The organism is Halochromatium sp. (assembly GCF_054919635.1).
The window spans coordinates 1-4,748 of the sequence record NZ_JBUDPI010000297.1 but is presented as its reverse complement, the minus strand read 5'-3'; the positions used below and the strand labels follow the sequence as shown (position 1 = coordinate 4,748).

Here is a 4,748-nt window from a genome sequence, read left to right as displayed (position 1 = left end):
GCAGCAGCATTTCGGCCCAGTCCTGGGCCTCGGTGCCGCCGGAGCCGGCCTGGATATCGATGAAGGCATTCTTGGGGTCCATCTCGCCCGAGAACATACGCCGGAATTCGAGGTCGGCGACGCGCTTCTCGTGGCCTTGCAAGTCAGCGACAACGGCATCGACGGTCTCAGCATCCCCTTCGTCGGCGGCCATGGCCAACAGGTCGTCGGCGTCGGCGAGACCCTCGTCCAGCTCTTTGACCGTATTGACGACGCTCTCGAGCGAGGCGCGCTCGCGCCCAAGTGCTTGCGCGCGCTCAGGATCAGCCCAGACCTCGGGCTCTTCGAGCTCGCGCAGGACCTCGGTCAGGCGTTCTTGCTTGCCCGCGTAGTCAAAGATACCCCCTAAGGAGCTCAAGGCGCCCCTTGAGGTCGGCGATCTGAGCGCGAACGGGATTGATGTCTTCCAAGAGGGTCTCCGCTGGATGAAAAACAGGCAATTATAGCGCAGCTTGAGTCATAGCCGCAGGGCCAACCGACCATGCCCTATCGATCGTCTATACTGGGATCAGGCCCTATCGCTGAGAGGGAGTGATCATCCCATGGCTCGTCTTCCACGCTTTGTGCTGCCGGGTTTTCCGCAACATGTGATTCAACGTGGCCACAACCGCCAAGCGATCTTGCGTGATGAGGAGGATTACTGGTTCCTCTGGGGCAGGCTCTGCGATGCGGCAGAGAAGTTCCACTGTGATGTCCATGCCTATGTGCTGATGCCAGACCACTTTCACCTCCTCCTCACGCCTTGGCAAGACGACGGTATCGGCAAGCTGATGCAGTACACCGGCCGTTACTTCGTGCAGCATGTCAACAGCCGCTACCATCGCAAAGGCACCCTCTGGGAAGGGCGCTATCGCGCTACCCTGCTTGATCCCGAGGCCTTCATGCTTGCGGTGAGTCGGTATATCGAGACCAACGCGGTCCGTGCCAACCTGGTTGATACCGCCGAGGACTATGACTGGTCAAGCTACGCGGCGAACGCGCTCGGCTTCGAGGACGAGCTGACCCAACCCCATCGGGTCTACCGGGCGCTCGGCGACACCACCATGCGACAGCAGCAAGCCTACCGTGCCGGCTTCGAGTACCCGCTCGGAGAGGCGCTGATCGAGCGCATCAGGACGGCGACCAACAAGGCCTGGGTGCTTGGCGACGAGCCGTTCTGCCTGACCATCGAGGACAAGCTCAATCGCCGGGCAAAGCCTCGGCCACGCGGCGGCGACCGCCGCTCGGCGGCGTACCGCCGTGCACTCCAGCAGCCAGCCACATTACACTAGCGGGTCCTCGCTAGCCGATATGAGAAGCCTATGTCGAAGATTCACGTCGCTCGCCCGCATCATCTCGGATTGGAGGCAGCGCGTGCCGAGGTTGAGCGCATCGCTGCCCGCGTTCGCGATGAGTATGGCGCAGAGTACCATTGGGACGGCGATGTGCTGTATTTCAAACGCTCCGGCATTTCGGGACAGATCGCTGTTGCGGACGACTCCATGGATCTCACCGTGAAGCTCGGCCTTCTGCTGACGGCGATGAAAGGGCAGATCGAAGAGCGGCTGACGCGAAAGATCGACGAGACGCTCGCCCGCTATGACCCCAAGCCGTAAACGAAATCAGGCGGCTAAGCGGGCGCCAGACCAGTAAAAAGGCCCTCGCTTGACCATTAGACGCCGTCGAGAAACATTTTCGATCGCACTGACTTCAAAGCCATTTTTTTCTTCCAGGAACCTTGTTTTTCTGACGCCGCCGGCCTATCCTCCTGAGTACAGGGGGTTGCTGGTGCGGGGGACGGCGTCTGTATTCAGACGTCGGCACCAGCATGTTTTTTTGACAGGCTGAACCACGCATCGGGGCAGTGCGGATGAGCGGGCAACAAGAGATCGGGTTTCGGGGCATCGACCGGCGGGAATTCATCGCCACCTTCGGGGGAGCGGCCGCCGCCTTGCTGCTTGGTGCATCGATGCCGAGCCAGGCTGCGCGTCGGCCAACGCTGCAAAGCCAGCTGGTTCGGTTGGTCAAGCGCCAGCGCGCAGAAGGACTGATCCGCTCGGACGAGAAGACCTCGTGGTCGGTCTATGACTTTACCGGTGCCAAGAAGCTGGTCTCGATCAACGAGGAGGTACCACGCCAAGCAGCCAGCATGCTGAAGCCTTTTGTGGCACAGGCCTTCTTCTATACGATGAAGGAGCGCGGCTCCAAGCTGCGTTACACCGGCGCGGTTCGGGACAGCATGGAGGCGATGATCCGCAACAGCAGCAATACGGCGACGACGGAGATCATGCAGATCGTCAGTCGTCACAACGGTGGTAATGGCCCGAAAGACGTGGAGCGTGTGCTCAAGCGCCACGCGCCGGGGGTCTTCCAGCAAACCAGTATCGTCGAGTACATCCCAGCCAACGGTCGCACCTACCGCAATCTTGCCTCCGCCCACGACTACAGCCGCTTCTTGTGGGCTCTCTGGAACAATCGGATGCCAAACAGCCACGAGGTCAGGGAGCTGATGGCCCTGCCCAACCACGACCGCATTACCAAGCGCGTTGCCGGTATGCCGTCAAACATCAAGGTCTACGATAAGACCGGCTCAACGGCGATGCTGTGCGGCAACATGGGCATCATTGAGTGCTACGACCGGCGCGGTCGGCCTAGGCCCTATACCTTCATTGGCATCATCGAGAAGAGCTCGCGCACCAACTACTACGGCACCTGGATCACCAATCGCAGCAACGCGATGCGCGAGGTCTCAAGCTTAGTCTACAGCTACATGCGCCAGCAGCATCAGCTGGCCTGATCTCTTAGGCCCAAGACATCCTGCATATCAAATTGACCCCGATCGCGCTCCGCGATCCAGCGTGCCGCCCGACAGGCGCCACGTGCAAAGGTCATGCGATTCGTGGCCTTATGGGCGATCTCGACGCGCTCACCATCGGCTGCGAACCAGACGCTGTGCTCACCGACGGTATCACCCGCGCGAATGGTCTCAAAACCAATGGTCTGTCGCTCCCGGGGACCGGTCTGACCCTGACGTCCATAGACGGCCACCTCGTTGAGATCCCGCCCCAGGGCATCAGCAATCACCTCGCCCATCCGCAATGCCGTCCCAGACGGCGCGTCGACCTTGTGGCGATGATGGGCCTCGATGATCTCAATATCGACATCATCGCCCATCACGCGGGCGGCCAGATCCAATAGCTTGAAGCACAGATTGACCCCGACACTCATATTCGGGGCCAGCACCACGGCCGTATCAATGGCGGCTTCGCTGACCGCCTCGCGCTGCTCGGGGCTGAGTCCGGTGGTGCCAATCACCATGCGACAGCGCGCATCACGGCAGAGCTGGACATGGTGCATGGTTGCACGCGGCGTAGTGAAGTCGATGAGGACGTCGAAATCCGCCAGCACCTCGTCCAGATCGGGGCGAATCGGGGCGCCGATGTGGCCAATTCCCGCGAGCTCACCGGCATCGACCCCAACCAGCGCACTCTCCGATTGCTCGGTGGCTGCGGTTACGCGCAGACCTTCAGTCCCATGCGCTGCGGTTATGAGGGTTCGTCCCATCCGGCCGCCTGCGCCGGCAATGGCTACACGAATCGATTCCATGCGTTTTCTCCCGGGCTAGAGCCCCATCTTCTCGAAAAAGTGCTTGACGCCGTCGAGCCAGGAGCTGGACTGGGGGCTGTGGTGCTTGCCGCCTGCACTGACACTATCCTCAAACTCACGCAGCAGCTCTTTTTGACGCTCCGTGAGGTTGACCGGGGTCTCAACCATGACCCGGCAGAGCAGATCACCGATTGGTCCACCGCGGACGGGCTTGATGCCCTTGCCACGCATCCGGAACAGCTTACCGGTTTGGGTGCCGGCGGGAACCTTGAGCACGACCTTACCATTCAGGGTGGGTACCTCAAGCTCACCACCGAGGGCCGCGGTGACGAAGCTGATCGGCACCTCGCAGAATAGGTGGCTATCCTCGCGCTTGAAGATCGGGTGGTCTTCCACCACCACCTGCACATAGAGATCGCCTGGCACCCCACCATGCTCGCTGGCCTCACCCTCACCTGCGAGACGGATACGATCACCGGTGTCGACCCCAGCCGGCACCTTCACCGACAGCGTCTTCTCCTCTTTCAGGCGACCGGCGCCTCGGCAATAGCGGCAGGCCTCTTCGACCACCTTACCGGTACCACGACATTCCGGGCAGGTCTGTTGGATCGAGAAGAAGCCTTGCTGCATCCGCACCTGACCGGCACCGCGACAGGTCGGGCATTCCTTTGGACGCGTGCCAGGCTTGGCGCCACTGCCGCCGCAGTGATGGCATTCAACAGTCGTCGGAATGCGGATCTTGACGTCCTTACCGGCGACCGCCTCTTCCAACGTCAGGCCGAGATCGTAGCGCAGATCGGCCCCTCGCGCCGTGCGTCGCCCGCCGCGGCCGCCGAAGATGTCACCGAAGACATCACCAAAGATATCGGAGAAGCCGCCGCCGGCGAAGTCCCCAGGACCGCCACCGAACCCTCCGTGACCACTGACACCGGCATGGCCGAACTGGTCGTAGGCACTGCGTTTTCTGGGATCGGTCAAGACGTCATGCGCCTCCTTAGCCTCCTTGAACTTGGCTAAGGCTTCAGCGTCATCCGGATTGCGATCCGGGTGATACTTCATGGCGAGACGCCGAAACGCCTTCTTGATGTCCTGCTCGCTGGCATTTCGGCTCAGGCCGAGGACGT

5 protein-coding genes and 1 pseudogene are annotated in these 4,748 nt (G+C 61.4%); 3 read left to right on the top strand and 3 right to left on the bottom strand.

Translation table 11 applies throughout. From position 1 onward, the window contains the following. Positions 1-449, bottom strand: a pseudogene (locus ACY693_RS15245) (PCRF domain-containing protein); the annotation flags it as partial. Between the two features lie 132 nt (positions 450-581). Here ACY693_RS15245 and ACY693_RS15240 point away from each other — a divergent pair. The 3 genes from ACY693_RS15240 to ACY693_RS15230 all read left to right on the top strand — a co-directional run bounded on the left by ACY693_RS15240 (position 582) and on the right by ACY693_RS15230 (position 2,815). Next, entirely contained in the window at positions 582-1,310 is a 729-nt protein-coding gene (locus tag ACY693_RS15240) for a transposase (RefSeq protein ID WP_462322665.1), read from the top strand. 30 nt (positions 1,311-1,340) lie between these two features. Continuing rightward, a complete protein-coding gene (locus tag ACY693_RS15235) occupies positions 1,341-1,634 on the top strand; it encodes a polyhydroxyalkanoic acid system family protein (RefSeq protein WP_462322664.1) in 294 nt (97 codons plus the stop codon). A gap of 254 nt (positions 1,635-1,888) precedes the next feature. Next, positions 1,889-2,815, top strand: coding sequence for a serine hydrolase (locus tag ACY693_RS15230; RefSeq protein WP_462322663.1), 927 nt, complete (start codon positions 1,889-1,891; stop codon positions 2,813-2,815). On the opposite strand, the gene dapB is transcribed toward ACY693_RS15230, so the two are convergent. Beyond that, complete coding sequence (gene dapB, locus ACY693_RS15225; protein ID WP_462322662.1) at positions 2,803-3,624, bottom strand: 4-hydroxy-tetrahydrodipicolinate reductase; 822 nt, start codon at positions 3,622-3,624, stop codon at positions 2,803-2,805. The two genes, ACY693_RS15230 and dapB, sit on opposite strands and share 13 nt — an antisense overlap. Positions 3,625-3,639: 15 nt before the next feature. Then, a partial coding sequence (gene dnaJ, locus ACY693_RS15220; protein WP_462322661.1) for a molecular chaperone DnaJ occupies positions 3,640-4,748 on the bottom strand: 1,109 nt, incomplete at its 5' end.

Excerpts from the sequence above, each read along its gene's own strand:
- dapB (WP_462322662.1), bottom strand. The coding sequence starts at position 3,624 with ATGGAATCGATTCGTGTAGCCATTGCCGGCGCAGGCGGCCGGATGGGA.
- ACY693_RS15230 (WP_462322663.1), top strand. The coding sequence starts at position 1,889 with ATGAGCGGGCAACAAGAGATCGGGTTTCGGGGCATCGACCGGCGGGAA.
- ACY693_RS15240 (WP_462322665.1), top strand. The coding sequence starts at position 582 with ATGGCTCGTCTTCCACGCTTTGTGCTGCCGGGTTTTCCGCAACATGTG.
- ACY693_RS15235 (WP_462322664.1), top strand. The coding sequence starts at position 1,341 with ATGTCGAAGATTCACGTCGCTCGCCCGCATCATCTCGGATTGGAGGCA.